Genomic DNA, 22,920 nt, shown 5'->3' on the forward strand with positions numbered 1-22,920 from the left:
AGGGAAGGGGCTGGACGCCCCTTTTAAAAAGGGACTTATTCAGCATGAAAAATCTGTTACTTATTCTGATATTTCTAATTTCGGGCTGTGTTGGCGACCGGCTGGACTTTAGAAGCGCGGGCAGTGTTTATCAAAAGAACAGCGATGTAATTTGTATTAAGTCGAAGGAAGGTGATGTGCTTAGCTATTATCTCTTAACTTCGTCCGCAGATACATACCAGCATCCTTTGTTGTTTGAAGACCATATCGCCAAGAAATACCCGGATCATTGCTTTAACCTGACGCTTAAGAAAGATGTGACCTATAACCTGCTCTATGAAATGAATGATGTGAAGTATTGGGTTAACTTTGCGTTGGATGGTGTTGGTGGGATGAAGCAGGGGGGAATAATTTGTGAGTAGTGAGTAATGTGATGCATCACGTTATTTTCCGAGAGATTGAATATATTTTAAATAGTCGCCATAGTGGTAACCCTGAGTGTTAATATTAGATAAATCAACATTGATGGATATTATCTTCTGATGAACACTGGCTTTTGAACCATGAATGTTATGAAACTCAACAATGATAATCGTGTAAATTATCATGTTAGCAGTCAAGAAATATTATAAAGTTAACATAAATAGACAATTTGATAAACTGTGAAGATACTTTTTTATTCTAAATAAAGAGAGTGATGATCTATACATAACTAATATAATGTATTTACGTTCGTATATAGTAAATTCAAATCGATTGATAAATACTTTGCTCAGTATATTGAAGTTGATTAATATTCGTCATCCAATCAGCGCGTGTTTATAAGAAGGTATACATTGGTTGGATGTGTTATTTGTTTATGAAGCCCAGAGTGTTATTTTATTTATTTCAGTTTTCTGATTGGATATGCTCGCGCTTATTTTTGTTGATAATTTCTGGTTTTTTGGTGAGTTTGTCTGTTCTGCAGTGTTATAATTTACAAATAAAAATAAAATTAGCGCAAAAATTCCTGACAAAGAAAGAGTCCATGCAAAAGCCTTGGTCTTCTTATAAGAACTCTCACCATTCTTGACTCTTTCCCATTCGGCTTTTAGAAGCGGTTGAGAGGCATCAAGCAATTCTCTTGTTAGTTTTGATGCTTCAATATAGTTAGAAGCATTGAAATCAATCTGAATTTTATCAAAAACTTCTAAGAAGTTATCATTTATTTTTTTAAGTTTACCATCAGGATCTTGGGCATTAACTTTTGTTAGAATAGAAGCAGAGCATGTAATGAATTGCTTATGAGAACCTTCAATATCTTTTGCTTCATTTGGATTATTAATAATTCGAATAGAACTGTAATATGAAATATAGATAAGAGATGATGTCAGTCCACATATATCACTCCTGAGTCCATCTATCCATGCTTGCCTAAATTCTGAAATTTTTTGCTCTTTATTATTAATCAGGTTAAATAACGAAAAAATCCCTGCTACAAAAGCAGTAAACAATGTACAGAATATCACAATGGAATTATTCATGTTATTTCCTTATGTGCTGATAAGTTAAAATTCAGTAAGGTGGTGGAATATTTACATCGAGCTATTGACGCCATCAACATTCTATTCTTGGGAAAAAAACACTAGTAACTCTGACAACCCATCTCGATCAAGAATCTTACTTTTTTTAATGTATCTTATATTATCCCAGTCATAGTAGCTTACCATAATGCAAATTATTGTCAGTAGCTTAATGTCAGTCAGATTAATAAGTGTTTCATAAAACTCTTCTTTGTCATGAACATCTGATTTATCATCAATTAATTTTATTAATAAATAGAAGCATCTAACTAATGACATTAAATGATCATGTGAGTCCCACTGTTCTATAGCAGAGCGAATAACATCTTGACTTGATCCAGTCTCGACTAATTGCATGACATTGCTTTCAAGAAAGTTTGCTGCAAGTGGGCCATTAAATTTTTTTTTAGGTAAAGAATTTGAAATCTCATGCTCAATAAAGAAATCACTAAATCCCTTTTTCTGTAAATCGATTAAGTTATAAAACCTGCTCTCTAGTTTTTTAATGTTTTCAAGTTTTTCCTGCCTTTGAGTTTCTGTAATCAAACTTTTGTTAGCAACTTGTTGTTCATTTAGAGACTTAATAAGCAATATAATTGTTATGAATGATAACAGAGGGTTAATCACACCACCTACATAATCTCCGAATTGTCCCCATGCTTCTTTAGATACAGATAGGTGACTCAAACTTCCGAATTTATAGAAGTATAGCCCCCATACGGCTGCTATGAGAAAAGCAGCTATACTTATCGTTTTTTTCATTTAATCATTTACCTTCATAACTAGATACTTAATGGTCTCTCCACTTAAAATCTTTACCTTTTTAACTTTTATCGATAAGTAAGTATAATCTTCTTGTATTAACGCTGTATTATGATGTAAATTAGCCGAAATTTTTCTTTTTTGGGCTGCTGTAACATTAATCATCTTATCATAGAAACCAAATGCGACTGTTTTATCTTCACCGGGTAACAAAAGTCTTCCATTACCAGTTCTTGAGTTGTAACGAGTTATAGCAGCAGTAATATCAACAACGTTATTCTCAATTTCAAACTGTGTTATGTTTCTTGCTGTGTCTTGTGTTAAAGTAATTATTTTAAATTCATCACTAGGGCGTTTATAATTCAGTTCTACATTAAAACCACTTTGCAAAGTAATTTGATGCATTTCTTGCAATGGATTTCTTATTCTCTCTACTAAATCATCTTCTATTTCGGATAAAGATGCAATTATAGCTTCAGCTCTAGGTGATACTTGCTGAGACTCGATGTATAAAGCTTCAGATATAAAATACCTCATAACCTCAGAAAAGACCGTCCTACCAATTTTTGCCATTGTTTTTATATGTTCTTCATTATGAAGAATTATATCAAAATTTTGACCATAAGAACTTTTGAAACTTTGCTTGAGGATAGCTCTAATTTCATTGGCAGAGGTTCGCCGCTTAATAACTTTTTGATTTAATATTCCTTCTGCGATCAGACATGTCACCTGAGCTGTGCCGGATAGTGTATCAATAGCGTAGTCCATATCTACATCTTGTTGACCACTTTTCATTACTACATCGAAGCTAACTTTCATCATGGTTAAATAGTCCTTTCATAAGCATTTAAAGAGGCGGAAATTTATCTTAAACGACAACGGGAAAACTCATGAATATTGAGTTGATTTAATATGATGTTACTGGTTGAATTAACTTCATAATCTCCATTGAAAAATTAAGGTATGCTGGTTCTCTTGAAGTTAACACTTGTAAATTATACCGATTGAACTTAGTGTTATTGATGAATATAAATATTAGATTTATACTAACGTCTTTATTGATTAATGTATACAAAATTTGACTCTAAATCGATGGATATCCAACTACCAATATTAGTAGGCTGTGCTTGAATTAATTCAGTATGGTACGGGTAATCTATTTAACCGAGTTTTATTTACAATGGCGTAGGTGCAATTAGGATAACTTACGGATTGAAATAAATTTATTTATGATGCACAAAATTAGTAAATTTTAATGGTATGGTTTAATAGTTTTCCATTATGAGGCTTCTTTGGTTGAGTTATAGAAAAGAATGAAATAATCAAAGTGTTACAAGTTCCAGGTTTAAAGAAAAACCCTCTATGCAACCCCAGTTTTCAATTCTCACATTTCCGCGATCCCCCTCGAGTTTTTTAGGTTTCCAATAATTTTAAACCAAACCACTGTTGACTTATCCAGTATAAAAAACAGAAAGTATTACCCAGAAAGCAATCAAAGTTAACGCATGAAAAGAATTCGCCCCCGAAAGGTGCGCCAACACCAGACGAGGGCTAACCACAACGTAACTAGCTAGAGGAGTCACATTATGGCTAACGCCGATAGTAACACATTCGCGTACACGGAAATGACGAAGGATCAAACGATTATTGCTAAGGACATCGCAGCGTTATTAAAAATGCCGCTGGGCGCAAAGGACGATTTATTCCATGTGTTGGATATTTGCAGCTGCTGGATGGATGAATTAGCCGAAACACATAGCCATGCGGAATATATAGCGTTAGTGGGGCGTTTGCTGGCGGGGTTTAACGTGCTGAGGGTGGTCTTAACCCATCCGCTGCCGCAGCATCTTATTGAGCGGTTAACGGTGGAAGAGGGGCAAGCGGCGGCACCCTGCACCGTGTCGGAGGCCGATTCCGATGTGCTCTGCGAATATTGCTGCGCCGTAACCCAGGTGCTGCTGGGTCAGCAGCTGGGGCAGGCTCAACAGGTGCAGATGACGGATCTTCTCAGCCAGCTGTTCAGCCTGCTGGAAGAGAATTTAACCGCGCCGCGCTTCGTGCGCACGAAGAAAGGGCTGGCGTGGACTAACGGCGAACTAGTGCAGGGCCTGCACTAAATAAACGGCGTCCCGCCTTCGCTGTGACAAAGCACGGCGAAGGCGGGCAGAGCACCAGAGACTCAGGCCAGTAGTCCTGAAATCAGCCTCAACCTAAGACGAAAACTCATCGTCATCGTCCAAAGCTTTTGCCCGCTGCTTCATAAAAACAACTTCCTGCGGGCTGGACAGATTCACCTCATTTTTGCGCAGCAGCTTGAGGATATTAAACAGCAGTTCGCTTTTGCTGGAGCCGACCATACGTGGGCTGGCGACGTAGCCGGTCACGCTCAGGATAATGCCTTCCGGCCCCAGCTGGCTGAAGCGCACATACGGCGCAGGCGCCGGGAGGATCACCTCATAGTCCTGGTAGGCGCTGAGCAGTAAATCGCGCACCAGTTCCGGGTCAATATTGGTCGGGAAGGTCAGGGCGATGGTCACCACCCCTTGCGCGTTGCCCATCGTGGCGTTGCGCACGTTCTGGGAAATCAGCTGCGAATTGGGGACGATCATCGTCGAGCGGTCGCTGAGCTGGATCTCCGTGGCGCGCACGTTGATCCGCCGCACGTCGCCCTCAATGCCGCCGATGCCGATCATGTCGCCGACTTTGACCGGGCGTTCGGTCAGCAGGATCAGGCCGGAGATAAAGTTCTTCACAATCTCCTGCAGGCCGAAGCCGATCCCCACCGACAGGGCGCTGACAATCCAGGCCAGATTGTTCCACTGAATGCCCAGCGCGGCCAGGGTGATGAGGATCAGCAGCACGTAGCCGACGTTGGTAAACAGCGTAATCAGCGACGCGCGAATGCCGATATCGGTAATGGTTTTGGGCAGCAGCTCCTGGCTGAGCCAGCGCTGGGTCACGCGCAGAATGTACAGGCCAATCACCAGGCAAAGCACGGCGTTCAGCAGGTTGCCTGGCACGATGTGCAGCTGCTTCAGCCCGTCGCCGCTTAAAATCGTTACCAGCTTGCTGATAAGCAAGCTCGGTGTGGTGGTGCCGAAGGTTCCGTTAAACAGCGCGATGATGGTCATGAGTATCAGCGCGCATTTGGTGAAGGCAGTAAACACCACCGCCAGCTGTTCAAGGTGCCGGTCTTTAAACCGAAGCGACTTTTTCATCGCCTGGCCGGGGGCGGTGTGCGGTGAAAACACGGCGGCGAAAAAGTCGGTGGCGAAGGTCACCAGATAAAAAAACGCCACCAGCACCATACCAAACCAGATGACCTGGTAAGTCAGGTAGCGGGCGAAGGCGATGTAGCCGACCAGCAGCGAAGCCAGAATTGCCAGCGAGGCGAGCATGACCAGCAGGCAGACTAAGGCGTCGAGTCGGGAGCGCTTTTCGGCAGGCTCGCCGTTTCTTTCCAGCCGCCGGTGGGCGTGCTGCACGCGCAGCATCATGACCAGCAGCACGCTGGCCATAACGGCAGCAATCAGCCCGTTGGCGCGGATCGTGGTGCCCAGGCTGGCGCCAATCGTATTATTAATCAGGTCGAGGCAGCCAATGATCAGCCCCAGAATCGCCAGCAGTGGCGGGAAGTAACGCACGCTTTCCGCCACGCTGTCGTCGAGCTGTACCAGCCGCCACGAAGGGCGATTCAGGGACAGGAACGCGCGGCCAGCGCCATAAATCAATGAGCAGAATACGGTCAGCTGCACAAAGCCGTCGACAAAATCGCTCACCTGAGGAGAGAAGGCCGCCCCCCGGGAAAAGGCGCTTTTCACAATGGAAAGCCCCAGCGCAAAAGTAAACATGGTCCCTACCGTGCTGGCCAGCGTATTAAAGCTGCGACGCAGGCGGCCATCCGGCAACCAGGTGATGGCGATCCAGACCAGCAGCCGCTCAATCAGGTAGCAGCCAGCGAACACAATCGTGGCGGCAGCCACGAGCAGCCAGGCGGTGCCCCAGCACCACTCGGGTTCCCAGGCCGCCTGCCAGGTTTCCAGCAGTTGCTCGCCAAAGGCATTGAAGCGCTGGATATCCACGGCCTGGGTGTCGGCTTCCTGCAGCCAGAAGGTGGCGCTCAACATGCTCCCGCTGTTCGAGGCCAGCTGGGATTTAAAATAGGTGCGGCGGAGATCGTTTATCTGGATGCCCAGCGCCCGGATGTTGGTTTGCAGGCTTTGTGAGGTGCCGATGGCCTGATCAATCTGCTTTTTGTCGCTGTTCAGCGCGTTGCGCTGCTGAGACACGCTGGCGGTTTCAGTCCCTGCCGGAGCCTCAGGAGCGGGCCCCAGCACCTGGAGCTGGGCCTGAACTTTGTCGTGCATCGGCTGCAGCAGCGCGGCCAGGCTATCCACCTCCACGCCGAGCTTTTGCGTGGTGTCGAACAGCTTGATCAGCCGGCTGTCGGTGTTGGTCTGCGAAACCTGCTGCTTAATGTTGTCTATCTGCGTTTTGTATTGCTTCAACTGCCCGGCAATCTCTTTCAGGCTGGGATCCTGGTCTTCAGTTGGGGCCGCCAGGCTGCTTTGGGCTGTCAGAAACAAGCCAACAAATAACAGGCAGGTGAGGAAGAAAGTATGCAGAGTTTTGCTCATGGGATGGCGCTCGATGTCCCTATTAACGTTCCCCCCAGTATGGGCAGGCGCTGGTCAGATTGCCATTTTTTATCCCCGGCTGGCCAAAGGGGAGGGCTTCTCCCGCCAGCCTGAAAATTCTCCTTGTCCGGGGCCGGGTATACTCCGGCGTCACTTACCTTTTAAGTTGTCGTATTGCCGTGACCCTCAATTTTTTCAATAAACCCCATTAGAAAAGAATTTGCCCCCGAATGGCACGGCGTACACCAGACGGGGGCTAGCCACAGCGTCGTTCTTAGGGCGGAGAGCCCGCCCCTGAAAAGTCAGCTGTGGCTGCTGACGGCATTATGCCCGGCCATCTTTGGGCCGGAGACAATCAGGCTAGTAGGCATGCTCTTTTTTAAACCGATAATCTTTCGCCGGGGAAGAACCATTGAAAATGCCGTCGAAGTAGGAATCGGTCTCGTCGATAGCTTTCCCTTCATATTTATCCAGAAAATCATCGACCCGTTTCTTGAAGGCGGGGTTGCTAAAGTACTCTTCAATCTTGAAGGTACCGCCCACGGTATTAACCCCGAATTTGAGGTTCACTTCATTGTAGGATCCGCATGACGTGGCTATTTTCTTTTGCGCCTGACTAAAATAGGTGCCGTAGACCAGGAAACTGGGCTTATAGAAAATATTGCCGCTGTTGTCTTTAAATAAATCGTGAGTGGAATAAGCATACAGGTAATTATAGTCGGCGGTGGTCTTATTCATTTGTGCGCTAAGCCCGTCGCCAAAGCCTTTCAGGAAGGCCGCAAAAGCAGTGACATTCCCCGCGATAACGCTGCAGGCAAATTCAATCACCGTTTTTGCAATTTCAATCCCTTTGACCGACGTGTCCAGGCTTTTATCACCTGAAACCGGATCGGTAAAAAAGGCGTTGATCAGTTGCTGGGTGACTTCCTTCCACTATTTATAATTATATTTATCCGCACTGTTGGGGGCTTTTTTGTTCACCGCTGCGCTGGCCACCCCTACAAAGCGCTCCATTAATACACGGCCGGCTTCGACCTGTTTTTGTAAATTAGCCGGTGCGTCATTGAATTGGTATGTTTGATATTGCACGGCGCCATCCTGAGACAGGCCGGGGACAAGCGGGGGCTTATCACTCAGGAGCTCAGCCCCTTTCAAGCCGTGAATTTGACTAAAATATGCTTCTGCCGCGTCGATCGCTTTTTCATTGAACATAACAACGTTCTCCACAATGGATGTTTATGCTGTGTGTCAAATAAAAACGGAATATTCCATATAATATATTCATTTGACCGGATGTGTAAATAATCTAAATATATGCAATATGTTACTTGCCGTATTTAACGTTACGCTAAACACTCGATGATTATAGCAACCGGGTAAAACTGCATGGCTTTTATATGTGTCAGATGCAGATGCAGTTTGTTTTTTATTTTGTTGATATCAAATGCCATGCTGATAAAATATATAATGCGTTGATTTTTTATTTTTTAAAATAACAAGATTGATGCTGTTAATTTAATTTAAGGCAATATGTGACCAATCAAAAACAGTCCATTATTTACCGGGATTAATAATGTTTTCCTCCTGTTAGGGCTATTAAGCGCTACGCTTAACGTGTTTCGGGCCAGCCAACTTTAGTACCCGCCTGGCGGTGGTCATACTCTTGTCAGATTCGGCTGGTTTAATCGTCGCCACGGAAAAAAAGGGACATAAAATGATGAAAAAACATGTGTTGTTGACGATGGTGCTGGCAGTAATGAGCACTTCTGCCCTGGCGAAATCGACCTTAACGCTTTACACCAGCCAGCCCAATGAAGATGCGCAGACCACCGTCAGCGCCTTCGAAAAAGCGAACCCGGACATCGAAGTGAAATGGATCCGCGACGGCACCAGCAAGCTGACCGCCCGTTTACAGGCGGAAATGGCCGCCGGGGGCGCGGTACCGGACGTGCTGCTGATTGCCGACAGCGTGACCATGGAATCCCTCAAGCAGCAAAACCTGCTGGCAGCCTATAAATCGCCGGAAGCGGCGCGCTTCGACGCCCAGCTGTATGACAAAGACGGCTATTACTACGGCACCAAACTGATTACCACCGGCATTGCCTACCACAGCAAAGCCCCGGTCAAGCCCACTTCATGGCTCGATTTGCTCAAACCCGAGCTGAAGAACATGACCACGCTGCCAAGCCCGCTTTATTCCGGCGCGGCGCAGATCCATCAGGCCGCGATCATGGGTGCGCCGACGCTGGGCTGGCAATACTACGAAAAACTGAAGGCCAACGGGGCGATGCCGCAGAGCGGCAACGGCGCGGTGATGAACGCCATTGCCTCCGGCAGCAAAGCTTACGGCGTGCTGGTCGATTACATGGCGATCCGTGAGAAGGCCAAAGGCGCGCCGATTGAGTTTGCCTTCCCGACCGAGGGCGTGAGCATTGTCACCGAGCCGGTGGCGATGATGAAGGGCGCTAAAAATCCCGAAGCGGCGAAAGCATTTATCGACTTCGTGCTCTCCAAAGCGGGGCAGGAGCTGGTGCTGAAACAGGGCTACCTGCCTGCGGATGCCAGCCTGCCGGTGCCGCAGGGTTTCCCGCCGCGCGACAGCATCAAAATCATGCCGTTTGATGCCGCCAAAGCGCTGGCGGACACCGACGCCAACAAAAAGCGCTTTGCCGACCTGTTCGGTAGCCGCTGATTGATGCTCAGCCCGGCATTGTCCCGCCCTAACGACGGCAGCCTGATGAAAGGGCTGCTGCGCCTGCTTGTCGTCGTCATTGCGCTCTTAAGCCTGCTCCCCAGCCTGCAGCTGCTGATCTCCGCGTTGGTGGACTGGCGACTGGGCGGCCAAAGTAGCCTTGGCCGCGTGCTCAGCAACCCGAACACCTGGGTCGCACTATGGAATAGTGTGTATACCAGCGGCCTGGGGGCGCTGCTTTCCCTCCTGCTGGGAAGCCTGTTTGCCTTTTGCCTCGGCCTGATGAACATCCGGGGCCGTCAGGCCTGGGCGTTTCTCTTTATGCTGCCGATGATGATCCCGCCGCAGATCACGGCCCTGAGCTGGCTGCAGCTGTTCGGCCCCGGTAGCGTGCTGCTCAACAGCCTCGGCCTGGCGCCGGGGTTTGGCAGCCCCAATCCGCTTTATTCGGCAGAGGGGATCGCTTTCCTGCTCGGCATCCAGCACGCGCCGCTGGTGTTCCTGACCCTGCGCACGCAGTTGCAGAGTCTGCCGCAGGAACAGATTGAGGCGGCGAGGCTGAACGGCGCTTCTCTTTGGCGAGTTTTCATCGACATTATTCTGCCGCTGTGCCGACCCGCGCTGTGGGCCGGGGTGGCGCTGGCCTTTGTTTCCGCCCTCGGCAACTTCGGCATCCCGGCGATGCTTGGCATCCCCATTTCCTATTTTGTGTTGCCCGTGTACATCTACCAGACGCTCTCCAGCTTTGGCCCGTCGATGCTGAACGAGGTGGCCTCGCTCTCGGTGCTGATGGGCATGCTGGCCGTCGCTATTGTCACGCTGCAGGGCATTATGCAGCGGCGTTACGCTTTGCCGCTGATCGGCATGGCCGGGCGGGCGGCAAGTATTGCGACAGGGAAAGGGCGGCTGGCGGTGGAGATCCTGCTCTCGCTCGTGCTGGGCGGGGTGCTGGTGGCCCCGCTGCTGGCGCTGATCGCCACCTCGCTGGTGCCAACCCTGGGCGTGCCGCTCAACGGCGACACGCTGACGTTTGCCGCCTGGACCGGCATTTTTGATGAGCAAAGCGCCACCTGGCGGGCGCTGACCAACAGCCTGCTGCTCTCCGTCAGCGCCGCCGGGCTGCTGATGGCGCTGAGCCTGCCGCTGGCCTGGCTGCTGGTGCGCCGCCCCAGCCGGCCTTTGCGCTGGCTGCACAGCCTGATCGATATTCCCTACACGTTGCCCGGCGTGGTGCTGGCCATCGCGTGCATTCTGCTGTTTGTGCGCCCGCTGCCGCTGCTAAACGTCAGTCTCAGCGGCACGTTGACGATTATCTTCTTCGCCTACCTGGCCCGGTTTCTTACCGTCTGCCTGAAGCCGGTTCACACCAGCATGCTGCAGCTGGATCCGGCGATGGAAGAGGCCGCGAGCCTGGCAGGAGCGGACGCCTCCCAGCGGTTATGCCACATCGTGCTGCCGCTGCTGGCCTCGGCGGCCTTTGCCGGTGCGCTGCTGGTATTTCTCACGGCGGTGAACGAGCTGACTGTCTCCGCGCTGCTCTGGAGCGCCGGGAAAGAAACCCTTGGCGTGGTGGTGTTTAACCTCGACGAAAGCGGCGACAAGGTGATGGCCTCGGCGATTTCCGTGCTGGTGGTGGGGCTGGTCGCCGTGGTGATGCTGTTGCTCGGCGCGCTGGGCCGTTATTTACCGAAAGGAGTGATCCCATGGCAGAGCTAAGGCTGGACAAGCTCAGCAAATTCTTTGGCGACCAGGCCGTGGTGAAGGATCTCAGCCTGACGATCCCGTCCGGAGCGTTTACCGCCCTGCTGGGGCCGAGCGGCTGTGGCAAAACCACTACGCTGCGGATTGTGGCCGGGCTGGAGTCGCTGAGCGGCGGTCGCCTGTGGCTGGGGGATAAGCTGCTGGCCGACAGCGGCACCCACGTTCCGCCGGAACAGCGCGACATGGGCATGGTGTTTCAGTCCTACGCCCTGTGGCCGCACATGACCGTGGGGGAAAACGTCGGCTACCCGCTGAAGCTGCGCCAGATCAACGGTGCGGCGCGGCAGAAACGGGTGATGGAGGCGCTGGAAGTCGTGGAGCTTGGGGCCTATTTCGGGCGCTCGCCCCAGGAACTCAGCGGCGGGCAGCGGCAGCGGGTGGCGCTGGCGCGTTGCTTGGTCTCGGAGCCGCGCGTGGTTCTGCTCGATGAGCCGCTGGCGAACCTCGACCGCCATCTTCGCGCCACTATGGAACAGACTTTCCGCGAGTTTCATCGCCGCACGGGCGCGACGTTTGTCTACGTCACACACGACCAGGCTGAGGCGATGGCGCTCGCCAGCCATATCGCGGTGATGCACCAGGGCGAGCTGATGCAGTGGGGGACGCCGCAGCAGCTTTATCAGCAGCCGCAGAATAGCTGGGTGGCCGGGTTTATCGGCCAGGGCAGCGTGCTGTCCCTCGCCGTTTCGCCGGGCTTACAAAGTCTGGATCTCGCGGCATTGCATGGCGGCCTGGATCAACCGGGGCGCGATAAAACCGTGCCGGTGCTGGTGCGCCCGGAGCATGTACAGATCTCAGGCAGTGGGCCGGTGGCCAGCGTCGAAAGCTGTATTTATCAGGGAGAACGCTATCTGCTGGAGCTACGTTTGCAGGACGGGCAGGCGCTGAGCGCGTTTCATTCTGTGCCACTGGCGGTTCGGCAGACCGTGAATGTGCGGCTGTTACAGGGCTGGCGGCTGGATGCGGCGTGAGAAACACGCTGTTGGCAGGAATATCCCGCCTTCACCGCGATAAAACGGCGAAGGCGGGGCAGGGCTTTAGTCTTCGAAGAACCAGTAGCCGCTGTTCACCAGCGCGGCTAACGTGGCGAGGAAGGAAGGATCTTCCAGCGCATCGCCAAACTTCTCTGCGTCCAGCTTAATGTGGCTGGCCAACGCTTCGACTGCCGGGCGGTGCGGGCTGTCGAGCTTCTCGCCGTTCACGTACACCTCTCCGGCCACGCGGAGCACGCGTAGGCCACCCAGGCGTACCAGCGAGTCACCCTGCTGCAGCGCGTCGTAGATCTCATCCGGCTGATAAGGCGGCTCCGGCGGCGCAACGTCCAGCTCGTGGCGGGACTGGGTAATAAACTCGCCAAACCAACTGTGGAAGGTCTCCGGCTGGTTAACGATGTCCAGCATCATCTCGCGCAGCTTGTCGATTTCCTGCGGCAGAATATCCGCCGGGTGCTGGCGCTCAGGCACGTCCGGGTCGGTATAGCGTAACCCGCCCAGCTCGCGCTGCAGCACGTAGTCGGCAAAGCCGCTGATCAGCTCGCGGCCGCTTGGGGCGCGGAAGCCGACGGAATAGTTCAGCGCGTTTTCCAGCGAGTAGCCTTCGTGCGGGAAGCCCGGCGGAATATACAGAATGTCGCCCGGCTCCATCTCTTCGTCGATGATGGCGTCGAACGGCTCAACTTGGAGCAGGTCCGGGTGCGGGCAGTGCTGCTTCATGGCGACTTTCTCGCCTACTCGCCAGCGGCGTCGGCCCACGCCCTGGATAATAAACACGTCGTACTGATCAAGGTGCGGGCCTACGCCGCCGCCTGGCACAGAGAAGGAGATCATCAGGTCGTCAATGCGCCAGTCGGGCAGGGCGCGGAAGGGGCGCATCAGGGCGCTGGAAGGTTCATGCCAGTTGTTCACGGCCTGCACCAGCAGCGACCAGTTGTTCTCGCCGAGGTGATCGTAGCTCTGGAACGGGCCGTGGCTGACCTGCCATTTGCCGCCCTGGTGGCTCACGAGGCGGCTGTCCACCTCGCTTTCCATGGCAAGTCCGGCCAGCTCATCCGGTGAAATAGGGTCGATGAAGTTTTTAAAGCCGCGCTTCAGTACCACAGGGCGTTTTTGCCAGTAGCGTGCAATAAAGTCGGGCCAGTTTAAATCCAGGTGATAATCCATATTATTGTCTTCCTGCAGATGGAGGAGCCTGACACGGATTATAACGGATGGCGAGCCGGGTTACGGGACTATTTCACCCTTCATTCTGTTCCGGCTGCTGGCGGGCAAAAATCACTTCCATGCGCGCGCCGCCCAGAATACTGGCACTGGTCTGGATCTCGCCGTTGTACTGCTCGACAATTTCTCGGGCAACCGACAGCCCGACGCCCTGCCCAGGCCTCAGCGTATCGGCCCGCTGGCCGCGATCGAAGACCATCGCACGTTTGCTTTCCGGGATGCCGGGGCCGTCGTCTTCTACGATCAGGTGCAGCGCATCGTCGGTCTGGCGGGCGGTCACTTCCACAAATTCGAGGCAGTATTTACAGGCGTTATCCAGCAGGTTGCCCATCACTTCCATAAAGTCATTTTGCTCGCCGATAAAGGTGATTTCCGGTGAGACGTCCAGCGTGATGTTCACCCCTTTGCGCTGGTAAACCTTGTTCAGCGCCGAGCACAGGTTGTCCAGCAGCGGGGCCACGGAATGCAGCTCCCGACTGAGCAGGGTACTGTTACCGCGCATGCTGGCGCGATGCAGGTAGTAGCCAATCTGCTGCGAGATGCGGCTGATCTGCTCCAGCATCACCGGCTCGGCCTGCTCGACGTTCAGCTTGTCGGTGCGCAGAGAACGCAGGGTCGATTGTATGACGGCGAGCGGGGTCTTCAGGCTATGCGTTAAGTCTGTCAGCGTGGTCCGGTACTTGTCGTGCCGGTCACGCTCGGTGCGCAGCAGTTGGTTGAGGTTACGCACCAGACTGGTCAGCTCGCGGGTGGTGTCCGGGTTCAGGCTGTCGCGGTCGTGTTTCTCCAGCTCGCGCACTTCCTGCGCCAGCTCCTGAATCGGGCGCAGGCTCCACCAGGCGGCCAGCCACAGCAGCGGGACTACCAGCAGCAGGTTGGCCAGCAGAACGTAAATAAACCAGCTCCACACCATGTACGAGCGTTTCAGCTCGATAGGAATGGTGTCCACCACCACCACGGTTAGCGCCGGCATGTGCGCCGTCGCCGGGTAGAGATTGACCGCCACCGAGTGAGTCATCTCGTAGCCGTCGTCGCTCTCGTCGTCGTGCATGTCTTTCAGCTGGGCGAGGCGATCTTTGTCGTTGTCCAGCAGGGCGGTACTGGTGGCATAGTCAGCCTCCAGCTCGTGGAAACCGTTCCCGGTCAGCCACTCTTTCTGGATCTGCTGCACCACGTCCGGGACGTTACGCTGCATCCACAGCAGTTTGCCGTGTTCGTCGTAAATCAGCGCCATGGTCGGGCTTTGGATGCTGATGTTGTCGGGCAAGTCCACCTGCAGCTTGCCGTCCTTCCAACTGGACAGCGTATAGAACAGGTTACTTTCCCCGCGCAGCAGGCGGAAGGTGGTTTTATCGAAGCTGACGCTGTAGCCAACCAGCGCCACCAGGCCGTAAGCCAGGGAAAGCACCATCACAACCGCGGCGGTAGCCAGTAAGAAACGAACCCGCAGCGACAGCGGCAGGATATGGCGAAAAATATTCAGCATTTAGTGAAGATCGAACCTGTAGCCCTGCCCGCGCACGGTGGTGATCACTTCCTGCGGGTATTCAGCCTGAATTTTTTTACGTAAACGGCCCATCAGCACGTCAATAGTGTGGCTTTCGCGCAGCTCGGCGTCCGGGTAGAGCTGCAGCATCAGCGAGTCTTTGCTGACCACCTTCCCGGCGTTGCGGATGATGGTTTCCATGATGGTGTATTCAAACGCGGTGAGCTTGATCAGGTTGTCGTTGATCGACAGCTCGCGGCGGGATAAATCGACCTGAAACGGCGGCAGGGAAATCACCTGCGAAGCCAGACCGCTGTTACGACGCATCAGCGCCTGCATACGGGCGACCACTTCTTCCAGATGGAAAGGTTTAGTGACGTAGTCATCGGCCCCGGCGCCCAGAACTTCAACTTTGTCCTGCCAGCCTTCACGGGCGGTTAATACCATGATGGGAATGGTTACGTCATGGCTGCGCCAGCGGCGGATCAGGCTCATGCCGTCTTCATCCGGCAGGCCTAAGTCAACAATTGCGATGTCCGGGGTATGTTCATTCAGGAAATAGTCTGCCTCTTTGGCATCCTCGGCCGCATCCACCTGGTGGCCTGCTTCACGCAGCTGCACCTTAAGGTGATGACGCAGCAGGGCATTATCTTCCACGACCAGTACGCGCATTGTATTTCCTCAATCCATTCATAGTATTGATAGTTTAGCGCTAATTATTAATGACAGGAAATAAACCTCGTATAAACAATGCCCTTATGGAGATTAACGCTGAGTCAACAATCCCATTCGGCTGGAGGCCCTTAGCCTAACCCTCTCCCAGAGGGAGAGGGGATAAAAAAGACACTTTGTCACTTGTTTTCCCCCGCGCCCCTCTGAGGAGAGGCCGGGGTGAGGGGCAAAATGCAGGCAAAAAAAAGCCCTCCGAAGAGGGCCTCTTTCATTACTTCAGCTCGTCAACCATGGTTATGGCGCGGCCAATATAGTTGGCAGGCGTCATGGCTTTCAGGCGAGTTTTTTCTTCTTCCGGCAGCTCAAGGCTGTCGATGAACTGTTTCATGCCTTCGGCGTCAACGCGCTTGCCGCGGGTCAGCTCTTTCAGCTTCTCGTAAGGCTTTTCGATGCCGTAGCGGCGCATCAGGGTCTGAATCGGCTCAGCCAGCACTTCCCAGTTGTGATCCAACTCGTCCAGCAGGCGGTCGCGGTTCACTTCCAGCTTGCTCACGCCCTTCAGGGTGGATTGATAGGCGATCAACGCATAGCCGATACCGACGCCCAGGTTACGCAGCACGGTGGAGTCGGTCAGGTCACGCTGCCAGCGGGATACCGGCAGTTTGCTTGCCAGGTGCTGCAGCATGGCGTTGGACAGGCCGAGGTTGCCTTCGGAGTTTTCGAAGTCAATCGGGTTCACCTTGTGCGGCATGGTGGAGGAGCCAATTTCACCGGCGATAGTTTTCTGCTTGAAGTGGTTCAGGGCGATGTAGCCCCACACGTCGCGGTCGAAGTCGATCAGGATGGTGTTGAAGCGCGCGATGCAGTCAAACAGCTCGGCGATGTAGTCGTGCGGCTCGATCTGGGTGGTGTACGGGTTCCACTGGATGCCCAGAGAAGTCACGAACTCTTCGCTGAACTGGTGCCAGTCCACTTCCGGGTAAGCGGCGATGTGGGCGTTGTAGTTGCCGACCGCGCCGTTGATTTTGCCGAGGATTTCAACGTTGCCGAGCTGGCGGAACTGGCGCTCCATGCGGTAAGCGACGTTTGCCATCTCTTTCCCCATGGTGGATGGAGTCGCCGGCTGGCCGTGGGTACGGGACAGCAGCGGGATGTCGCGGTACTGAACCGCCAGATCTTTCACAGCAATGATGATTTTACGCCAGTACGGCAGCACCACGTCTTTACGCGCGGTGTCGAGCATCAGCGCGTGAGACAGGTTGTTGATGTCTTCGGAAGTACAGGCGAAGTGAATAAATTCGGACACCGCGTGGAGGGCAGGGATCGCTTCCACTTTCTCTTTCAGGAAGTATTCCACCGCTTTCACGTCGTGGTTGGTGGTGCGCTCGATGGTTTTGATGCGCGCGGCGTCAGCCTCGCTGAACTCGGCGACGATTTTATCAAGGTAACCGTTTGCGTCCGCATCAAAAGCAGGAACTTCCTTGATCGCTGCGTGCGCGGCCAGCTTTTGCAGCCAACGTACTTCGACCTGTACGCGGAATTTCAGCAGACCGAATTCGCTGAAAATAGCGCGCAGAGCGCTGACTTTGTCGCCGTAGCGCCCGTCAACGGGGGAAACGGCGGTCAGTGAGGATAATTCCATAACAACTCCTGAGAGGTTAACAATGAGCAAGAATTTGTTTGGCCTGATCGGTCAGGCGACGACGAGAAAACATTAACTGCAGGCGGCCACCGCCAACCTGATGCCACAGCACGGCGGCACGGATCCCGGCCAGCAGCGCCGCGCGCACTTTACTTTGCACCTGCGGGCTTTGCAGCACGGCAGGGGAACCCGTGACCTGAATACGCGGGCCAAGCGGGCTGATGACATCCACGTAGATCCCGGCCATGGCGCTCAGTAGCGTGTCAGACTCGAGATCAAAGTGCTCCAGCTGGCGCTGCAGGCCATTAATTTTGCTGCCGAGCGTGTCCATCGCGCCTTTGGCCGCGTGGAGTTTACGCTCCAGCACCATCAGGCTGAGCGTATAGCGCGTCAGCTCGGCGTTCAGTCCCTGGCGGCTGCTGGCGTTTAGCACGCCCAGCAGAGTTTCAAGCCCGAGCTTAAGGTTAGCTTCGCTGCCGCCAAAAACATCCAGGGTTGAGCCTGGGTTCTGGTCAATCACGCTGTTGAGCGAGACGTGGAGCGCGTCGCTGTCGCAATGACCCTGATGTGCCAACTGCTGAACCAGACGGGCTGACTGGCAAATGCCGGCCAGCGCGAGAGTAATGTCGTAGTAGTTTTTAGCCACCAGGCTGCGTCCTTGTGTGTAATTAACTGACGAGCGGCAAACGCTGCTCGATAATGCCGCCGCCGAGGCACACTTCGCCGAGGTAGAACACCGCGGACTGGCCTGGGGTGACGGCAGCTACCGGCTCTTCAAAACGCACTTCTATGCGCTCAGCGTCCAGCGGCGTAATCGTGCAGGGGATATCCGTCTGGCGGTAGCGGGTTTTCACCGTGCAGCTCAGCGGCGCGGTCAGCGGCTCGCGATCCACCCAGTGAAGCTGCTGGGCAATCAGCCCGACCGACATCAGACGCGGGTGATCGTGACCCTGCGCGACGATAAGAATATTGTTAGCGACGTCTTTATCGACCACGTACCACGGATCTTCAGACCCTTCTTTGGTGCCGCCGATGCCGAGGCCTTTACGCTGACCGAGGGTGTGATACATCAGCCCCTGGTGCTCGCCGACGGTTTCGCCGTCCACGGTAATAATTTTACCCGGCTGGGCTGGCAGGTAGCGGCCCAGGAAGTCGCGGAATTTGCGCTCGCCGATGAAACAGATGCCGGTGGAATCTTTTTTCTTCGCGGTGACCAGATCCAGCTCTTCGGCGATGCGGCGCACTTCTGGTTTTTCCAGCTCGCCGACCGGGAACAGGCTTTGGGCAATCTGTTCGTGGCTCAGCGTATAGAGGAAGTAGCTCTGGTCTTTGTTACCGTCCAGGCCGCGCAGCAGCTGGCTTTTACCGTTCATGTCAGCGCGGCGCACGTAGTGGCCGGTAGCAATGTAGTCGGCACCTAAATCTTCGGCGGCAAATTCCAGGAAGGCTTTAAATTTGATCTCTTTGTTGCAGAGGATATCCGGGTTTGGCGTGCGCCCGGCTTTGTACTCTTCGAGGAACAGTTCGAACACGTTGTCCCAGTACTCTGCGGCAAAGTTAACGGTGTGCAGTTCAATGCCCAGCTTGTCGCAAACGGCCTGCGCATCGGCTAAATCTTCCGCTGCGGTGCAGTACTCCTCGCCATCGTCTTCTTCCCAGTTCTTCATGAACAGGCCTTCCACCTTATAGCCCTGCTGCATCAGCAGGTAAGCGGAAACGGAGGAATCGACACCGCCGGACATCCCGACGATCACTTTTTTCTGGCTGTTATCAGACATGGAGAGACTCACGACATTGAACTTCAAAGCGGCGTATTCTATCACGCAGGCCGCTACTTGACACCCTCTGTAAACGGCCAGTTAAAAGCCCCCAGTACAGACAGGGGATAACGCGGCTCCTGCTGGTAACAGCGGATGCTTTCCGCCACCAGCGGCGAGCGCAGATTTGCCGCATTGAGAATGGCTTCTGCATCGAGCCACAGACAGCGGTCAATGTCGCTGTCGTGCGGGGTGGTCGGCAGCTGCTTATCGAGGTCGATAGCAAACAGGAAGCGCAGGAAAGGCGTGTTGTCCGGGGCGATCCACTGGTGCATGCGGATAAAGCTCTGCGGCTCGGCGGTTATTCCTGTTTCTTCCCACAGTTCGCGCTTCGCGGCTTCAAGCAGCGTTTCGTCGGCTTCGAGGTGCCCGGCGGGCTGGTTCCACAGTGCTTTGCCGTGAATGGTTTCTTCGACGACTAAAAACTGACCTTCAGCCTGAACAACGCAGGCCACGGTGACGTGCGGCTTAAACATCGCTTCTCCTGGGTTAAAGCGGTTTGTCGATTTTGGCGTAAATGGCATCCAGCGCGCTGATGCGTTTGTTGTACTGTGTTGTCAGGCAGGTGACGTCAGACCCGCAGCTGTGGCGCTCTTTGAGCCAGGCCTGCTGCTGATCCTGCATGGCGCCCTGGCCACCCATGGCAAACAGCCCTTTTAAAAACTGATATTTGGTGGCCATTTCGACGTCTTTATCATTCAGCGCCCGATGGGCACAAATCGCTTTTTCATCTGGCGCATTGGCTTTGACGCAGTCAAAACTTGCCGCGCTCGCGGTAGCGGAGCCGATCAGTAAGCTCAGCAGCAGTATCTTTTTCATTTCGGTTGCTCCGGAGGGACTTCGCGCCACTCGCCATTGGCCAGGCCTGCCAGCGTGTAGTCGCCCATGGCGTAGCGAATCAGGCGCAGGGTAGGGTAGCCCACGTGCGCCGTCATGCGGCGAACCTGGCGGTTACGGCCTTCATAAAGCGTGATCTTTAGCCAACGGGTAGGGATCGCTTTACGTTCGCGAATCGGCGGGTTACGCGGCCACAGCCATTCTGGCTCGGCAACCAGTTCGGCGCCTGCCGGCAGCGTGGGACCGTCGTTCAGCTCGACGCCGTTGCGCAGGGCGCTAAGCGCTTCCTCCGTTGGCTCGCCTTCCACCTGCACGTAATAGATTTTGCCGGTGCGTTTGCCCGGTTGGGTGAGTTTGGCCTGGAGCGCACCGTCGTTGGTGAGCACCAGCAGCCCTTCGCTGTCCCGATCAAGTCGTCCTGCGGCGTAGATACCTTGTAAAGGAATGTAATCCTTCAGCGTGCTGCGCCCGGCTTCGTCGGTGAACTGCGGCAGCACATCGTAGGGCTTATTGAAGATAACCAGCTTCTTTGGTCCGTCAGGCTTCTTGCGCCTGGCTGGAGGGCGAGAAGCTAAACGTACCGGACGACGCCCCTCGGAATTCGGTTTTCTGGTGAAACTGCTTTTGTCATTCACGCGCTAATTTCTCTGCCGTATTGATAGCCGGATAAGCCGGGATTTGCGTCTTCTTGGTATTACTGCCCGGTCACGCGTGCATTGTGTGAACGACGCGGGCCAGTCATGATTTTATCTTTCAGGCTGCCTTTCTTGTAGCAGTAGTAGGCAGGTTCATCAAATGGCGGCATGATCTCTATCACATCCCCGGCTTTCACGCCTTCAGCAGCGCCAAAGAGGCCAATTTGATAAGTACCGTTAGGTTTACGTGGATCGTAGTCTTTCTCGTAAATAGCTAGTGCCGGTGCATCACCTTTTCGAGTCATGGAGTTCCAGACGTTTACTGCCTGGGTGTTCATGGTGAAACCGGTGTAGGTTTTATTTTTTACCGTTAACTGCCGGAAAGCGCCTGTCTGGTAATCCACATCAAGAACGGCCGTCCACTCGGTTTCCAGACCTTCAGTGATGGCGGATTCTTCGCAGGTATATGAAACAGGTGCGGAATGCGCAATCCCGGCAACCCCAATAAGAGTGGCGAGGGTGAACGGTAGAAATTTCATTCTATTGTCCTTATAGAAGACACAGTCTGGTGCTACAGGCTGACTTTGAGGAGGGGTTATACGGCCTAAATCTTACCACAAGCCTGGTGCCATGGCGTATCAGGGATGTGTGTTGCGGAAGATGTAACAAAATTCAAATACCATCACAGAAAACTTTTCCGTTTTGATTTGTCATAAGTTCCTCTATTCAGGGATGAATGTTATGTTCTTGATGGCACAGAAATTTGGTTCATAAAACGGCAGTAACTAAACAATTTTCAGCTGAATTGATTCAGTCGTACCACCGTAAAAGATGAGTGATTGGCGCGAGCCCGATATTGCAGTAGTATGAGCCCGCAAATTACAAATCATTAACAAAAAACCAGAAGCGCTCGAAGGAGAGGTGAATGGAAAGCAAAGTAGTCGTTCCGGCGGAAGGTAAAAAGATCACCCTGCAAAATGGCAAAATCAACGTTCCTAACAACCCAGTGATCCCGTTCATTGAAGGGGATGGTATCGGTGTGGACGTGACCCCTGCCATGATTAAAGTGGTGGATGCTGCCGTGGCAAAAGCCTACAACGGCGAGCGGAAAATTTCCTGGATGGAAATCTACACCGGCGAAAAATCTACCCAAGTTTATGGCCAGGATGTCTGGCTGCCAGAAGAAACTCTGGACCTGATTCGTGACTATCGCGTGGCCATCAAAGGCCCACTGACTACCCCAGTCGGCGGCGGTATTCGCTCCCTGAACGTTGCTCTGCGTCAGCAGCTGGACCTGTACGTTTGTCTGCGCCCGGTACGTTACTACCAGGGCACCCCAAGCCCGGTGAAACAGCCTGAGCTGACCGACATGGTTATCTTCCGTGAGAACTCCGAAGATATCTATGCGGGTATCGAGTGGAAAGCGGACAGCGCTGAAGCGGACAAAGTTATCAAATTCCTGCGTGACGAAATGGGCGTGAAGAAAATTCGCTTCCCTGAGCACTGCGGGATCGGCATCAAGCCTTGCTCCGAAGAAGGCACCAAACGCCTGGTACGTGCAGCCATCGAATACGCGATCACCAACGACCGTGATTCCGTGACCCTGGTGCACAAAGGCAACATCATGAAGTTCACTGAAGGCGCGTTCAAAGACTGGGGCTACCAGCTGGCTCGTGAAGAGTTCGGCGGCGAGCTGATCGATGGCGGCCCGTGGGTGAAAATCAAGAACCCGAACACCGGCAAAGAGATCGTTGTAAAAGACGTGATCGCCGATGCGTTCCTGCAGCAGATCCTGCTGCGTCCTGCGGAATACGACGTGATCGCCTGTATGAACCTGAACGGCGACTACATTTCTGATGCCCTGGCGGCACAGGTTGGCGGCATCGGTATCGCACCAGGCGCAAACATCGGCGACGACTGCGCGCTGTTCGAAGCGACCCACGGTACCGCACCTAAGTACGCAGGCCAGGACAAAGTAAACCCAGGCTCCATCATCCTGTCCGCAGAAATGATGCTGCGTCATATGGAATGGTTCGAAGCGGCAGACCTGATCGTTAAGGGCATGGAAGGCGCTATTGAAGCTAAGACCGTAACTTATGACTTCGAGCGTCTGATGGATGGCGCTAAGCTGCTGAAATGTTCAGAGTTTGGCGACGCTATCATTAAACACATGTAATCAGCGCCGCTGGTGATGTGACAACGGGAGCCTGATGGTTCCCGTT

Annotated in this window: 22 protein-coding genes; 6 read left to right on the forward strand and 16 right to left on the reverse strand. The window is 53.1% G+C overall.

The window, feature by feature from the left end; translation table 11 throughout:
• Positions 1 to 44: 44 nt before the first annotated feature.
• The gene (locus ACR6JA_RS01405; protein WP_494493373.1) at positions 45 to 401 is read left to right on the forward strand and encodes a putative T6SS immunity periplasmic lipoprotein; all 357 of its coding nucleotides are present in this window, start codon (positions 45 to 47) and stop codon (positions 399 to 401) included.
• Between the two features lie 435 nt (positions 402 to 836).
• Here ACR6JA_RS01405 and ACR6JA_RS01410 read toward each other — a convergent pair whose 3' ends face one another.
• The 3 genes from ACR6JA_RS01410 to ACR6JA_RS01420 form a co-directional block, all read right to left on the reverse strand.
• Positions 837 to 1,502 carry a hypothetical protein gene (locus tag ACR6JA_RS01410; protein WP_494493374.1) on the reverse strand — a complete coding sequence of 222 codons (666 nt, stop codon included), beginning with the start codon at positions 1,500 to 1,502 and terminating at the stop codon, positions 837 to 839.
• An 81-nt stretch (positions 1,503 to 1,583) separates the two neighbouring features.
• The gene (locus ACR6JA_RS01415; RefSeq protein ID WP_494493375.1) at positions 1,584 to 2,303 is read right to left on the reverse strand and encodes a hypothetical protein; all 720 of its coding nucleotides are present in this window, start codon (positions 2,301 to 2,303) and stop codon (positions 1,584 to 1,586) included.
• Positions 2,304 to 3,125, reverse strand: a complete 822-nt coding sequence (locus tag ACR6JA_RS01420; RefSeq protein WP_494493376.1) for a hypothetical protein — start codon at positions 3,123 to 3,125, stop codon at positions 2,304 to 2,306.
• A gap of 764 nt (positions 3,126 to 3,889) precedes the next feature.
• On the opposite strand from ACR6JA_RS01420, the gene ACR6JA_RS01425 reads away from it, so the two are divergent.
• Positions 3,890 to 4,420 (forward strand): hypothetical protein, encoded by a 531-nt coding sequence (locus ACR6JA_RS01425; RefSeq protein WP_494493377.1) that lies wholly within the window; start codon positions 3,890 to 3,892, stop codon positions 4,418 to 4,420.
• Between the two features lie 93 nt (positions 4,421 to 4,513).
• Here ACR6JA_RS01425 and ACR6JA_RS01430 read toward each other — a convergent pair whose 3' ends face one another.
• From ACR6JA_RS01430 to ACR6JA_RS01440, 3 genes are all read right to left on the reverse strand, one after another.
• Complete coding sequence (locus ACR6JA_RS01430) at positions 4,514 to 6,940, reverse strand: DUF3772 domain-containing protein (RefSeq protein WP_494493378.1); 2,427 nt, start codon at positions 6,938 to 6,940, stop codon at positions 4,514 to 4,516.
• A 360-nt stretch (positions 6,941 to 7,300) separates the two neighbouring features.
• Complete coding sequence (locus ACR6JA_RS01435; protein WP_494493592.1) at positions 7,301 to 7,852, reverse strand: Evf family palmitoylated virulence factor; 552 nt, start codon at positions 7,850 to 7,852, stop codon at positions 7,301 to 7,303.
• A 21-nt stretch (positions 7,853 to 7,873) separates the two neighbouring features.
• Positions 7,874 to 8,152, reverse strand: a complete 279-nt coding sequence (locus tag ACR6JA_RS01440) for a hypothetical protein (protein WP_494493379.1) — start codon at positions 8,150 to 8,152, stop codon at positions 7,874 to 7,876.
• Positions 8,153 to 8,654: 502 nt separating this feature from the next.
• Between ACR6JA_RS01440 and ACR6JA_RS01445 the strand changes: the two genes are divergently transcribed.
• The 3 genes from ACR6JA_RS01445 to ACR6JA_RS01455 are packed head-to-tail and all read left to right on the forward strand — an operon-like array spanning position 8,655 to position 12,364.
• Complete coding sequence (locus tag ACR6JA_RS01445; RefSeq protein WP_494493380.1) at positions 8,655 to 9,632, forward strand: ABC transporter substrate-binding protein; 978 nt, start codon at positions 8,655 to 8,657, stop codon at positions 9,630 to 9,632.
• A 3-nt stretch (positions 9,633 to 9,635) separates the two neighbouring features.
• The gene (locus tag ACR6JA_RS01450; protein WP_494493593.1) at positions 9,636 to 11,348 is read left to right on the forward strand and encodes an ABC transporter permease; all 1,713 of its coding nucleotides are present in this window, start codon (positions 9,636 to 9,638) and stop codon (positions 11,346 to 11,348) included.
• Positions 11,336 to 12,364 carry an ABC transporter ATP-binding protein gene (locus ACR6JA_RS01455; protein ID WP_213715748.1) on the forward strand — a complete coding sequence of 343 codons (1,029 nt, stop codon included), beginning with the start codon at positions 11,336 to 11,338 and terminating at the stop codon, positions 12,362 to 12,364. Before ACR6JA_RS01450 ends, ACR6JA_RS01455 begins: the two co-directional genes overlap by 13 nt.
• A 66-nt stretch (positions 12,365 to 12,430) precedes the next feature.
• Here ACR6JA_RS01455 and ACR6JA_RS01460 read toward each other — a convergent pair whose 3' ends face one another.
• The 10 genes from ACR6JA_RS01460 to ACR6JA_RS01505 all read right to left on the reverse strand — a co-directional run bounded on the left by ACR6JA_RS01460 (position 12,431) and on the right by ACR6JA_RS01505 (position 21,237).
• Positions 12,431 to 13,552: a ribosomal protein uL16 3-hydroxylase gene (locus tag ACR6JA_RS01460; protein ID WP_494493381.1), complete on the reverse strand. Its 1,122-nt coding sequence runs from the start codon at positions 13,550 to 13,552 to the stop codon at positions 12,431 to 12,433.
• A 73-nt stretch (positions 13,553 to 13,625) separates the two neighbouring features.
• Positions 13,626 to 15,095: a two-component system sensor histidine kinase PhoQ gene (phoQ, locus tag ACR6JA_RS01465; protein WP_213715747.1), complete on the reverse strand. Its 1,470-nt coding sequence runs from the start codon at positions 15,093 to 15,095 to the stop codon at positions 13,626 to 13,628.
• Complete coding sequence (gene phoP, locus ACR6JA_RS01470) at positions 15,096 to 15,767, reverse strand: two-component system response regulator PhoP (RefSeq protein ID WP_008453365.1); 672 nt, start codon at positions 15,765 to 15,767, stop codon at positions 15,096 to 15,098.
• A gap of 271 nt (positions 15,768 to 16,038) precedes the next feature.
• Positions 16,039 to 17,409 carry an adenylosuccinate lyase gene (purB, locus tag ACR6JA_RS01475; RefSeq protein WP_494493382.1) on the reverse strand — a complete coding sequence of 457 codons (1,371 nt, stop codon included), beginning with the start codon at positions 17,407 to 17,409 and terminating at the stop codon, positions 16,039 to 16,041.
• Between the two features lie 16 nt (positions 17,410 to 17,425).
• Positions 17,426 to 18,055 (reverse strand): high frequency lysogenization protein HflD, encoded by a 630-nt coding sequence (gene hflD / locus ACR6JA_RS01480; RefSeq protein ID WP_008453361.1) that lies wholly within the window; start codon positions 18,053 to 18,055, stop codon positions 17,426 to 17,428.
• 22 nt (positions 18,056 to 18,077) lie between these two features.
• On the reverse strand, positions 18,078 to 19,187 hold the full coding sequence (gene mnmA, locus ACR6JA_RS01485; RefSeq protein WP_494493383.1) for a tRNA 2-thiouridine(34) synthase MnmA: 1,110 nt from the start codon (positions 19,185 to 19,187) through the stop codon (positions 18,078 to 18,080).
• Positions 19,188 to 19,240: 53 nt separating this feature from the next.
• Entirely contained in the window at positions 19,241 to 19,702 is a 462-nt protein-coding gene (locus ACR6JA_RS01490) for an NUDIX hydrolase (protein ID WP_336817740.1), read from the reverse strand.
• A 13-nt stretch (positions 19,703 to 19,715) separates the two neighbouring features.
• Positions 19,716 to 20,045 carry a lysozyme inhibitor LprI family protein gene (locus ACR6JA_RS01495; RefSeq protein WP_213715743.1) on the reverse strand — a complete coding sequence of 110 codons (330 nt, stop codon included), beginning with the start codon at positions 20,043 to 20,045 and terminating at the stop codon, positions 19,716 to 19,718.
• Positions 20,042 to 20,698 (reverse strand): 23S rRNA pseudouridine(2457) synthase RluE, encoded by a 657-nt coding sequence (gene rluE, locus ACR6JA_RS01500; protein ID WP_349773469.1) that lies wholly within the window; start codon positions 20,696 to 20,698, stop codon positions 20,042 to 20,044. The genes ACR6JA_RS01495 and rluE overlap by 4 nt, the downstream gene beginning before the upstream one ends.
• Before the next feature lie 59 nt (positions 20,699 to 20,757).
• A complete protein-coding gene (locus tag ACR6JA_RS01505) occupies positions 20,758 to 21,237 on the reverse strand; it encodes a hypothetical protein (RefSeq protein WP_494493384.1) in 480 nt (159 codons plus the stop codon).
• Between the two features lie 386 nt (positions 21,238 to 21,623).
• On the opposite strand from ACR6JA_RS01505, the gene icd reads away from it, so the two are divergent.
• A complete protein-coding gene (gene icd, locus ACR6JA_RS01510; protein ID WP_039292075.1) occupies positions 21,624 to 22,874 on the forward strand; it encodes an NADP-dependent isocitrate dehydrogenase in 1,251 nt (416 codons plus the stop codon).
• Positions 22,875 to 22,920: the final 46 nt, after the last annotated feature.

It is taken from the genome of Cedecea sp. B1(4), from assembly GCF_059414925.1.